This is a genomic window from Acinetobacter sp. A3 (assembly GCF_012371415.1).
In the GTDB taxonomy this organism is placed as follows: domain Bacteria; phylum Pseudomonadota; class Gammaproteobacteria; order Pseudomonadales; family Moraxellaceae; genus Acinetobacter.
Genome location: NZ_JAAZQW010000087.1, coordinates 1 through 1,136 on the forward strand (window position 1 = coordinate 1; position 1,136 = coordinate 1,136).

Genomic DNA, 1,136 nt, shown 5'->3' on the forward strand with positions numbered 1-1,136 from the left:
GCTGTTTTACATTCTATACAATATAAATGAGCATGATGAATAAACATGACATCCATTTCATTTGGAGTATCTTTCTTTTTTAATTCAACATTAATAGCAAGTTCTGCCTGTGGGTTTAAACCAATAAGTGCTTTATAGCATTCATAGCCACTGTAGACTTCCAACCAGCCACCTTTCATATAATCTCGTGTTTCTTCAGATTTAAATTGAATTACACTTGAGGTGCTGTCAAATGAAAAGAAAGCTTCTTGAGTAATTTGTGCTAGGACCTCTAAACCTTCGGCTTGTTCCGCTTGAATATTGTCAAAACGAACATTCAAACTGTTTTCATCATCCGACATAGAAGCCAATTTATTAATAAATGAGCAAAAGCGTCGCCCTTTTTGGAAATCATTTTTCATTACATCAATTAAGATTTGTGCATAGCGCAATTGTTCAAGTGAAATATCGGTGATTGGCTGTTGCTTTGTAATCTGGTAGCCGCGTGACAGCACACGTTGTTGCAGATTTAGATTGCTGTTGATTGGGTAGACAATTTGGTTGGTCTGCCTTTGGTACCAAACAACGTGCTGGCCACGACTTTGGTAAAAACTTTCGGCACGCGCTGAACCTAAAAGCATGGAAGCACGGTCCATTGCAATACTCATCAGTTTTGTACCACCTGTAATATTAAAGATAAAACGATCTTTAGCTGGATGTTGGTTTGCCCAATTTAAAATCATTTCTTGGATGGCAAACATATTGGATTCTTCATAACCTTTTGGAATATTTAATATCTCAATCGCTGCTTGGCTAATAAGTTTTAAACTTTGCACTAAAAGATCAGTCTTACCTTGTTGATCCATATACGTGGTGCTGAGTACTGTAATTTTATCAATAATGCTCTTATTTTCGATGAAATAACGGGCAGATTCTAAATTTGCTTCAGGATGGCCAGTAGTACTAAGAACTAAGATTCGCATATATTTTATCTGGTTATCAGGGGCTTATGAATAATTATATCTGATAACTTATCTGGGTACTAAATCATAAAAAGACCACCAACTTGAGGTGAACCGTACCGAGTTTGTTGGAGCCCCATTTTCTTGAGATAAGAAGGATTGCTTCGCAAGACGTAGCAAAGCGTAGTGTCCCGA

The 1,136-nt window shown here is 37.1% G+C and carries 1 protein-coding gene; it reads right to left on the reverse strand.

Translation table 11 applies throughout. From position 1 onward, the window contains the following. Window positions 1–962 (reverse strand): DUF1887 family CARF protein (locus HHA42_RS13310; RefSeq protein WP_168526862.1); only part of this gene is annotated, 962 nt, incomplete at its 3' end. Window positions 963–1,136: the final 174 nt, after the last annotated feature.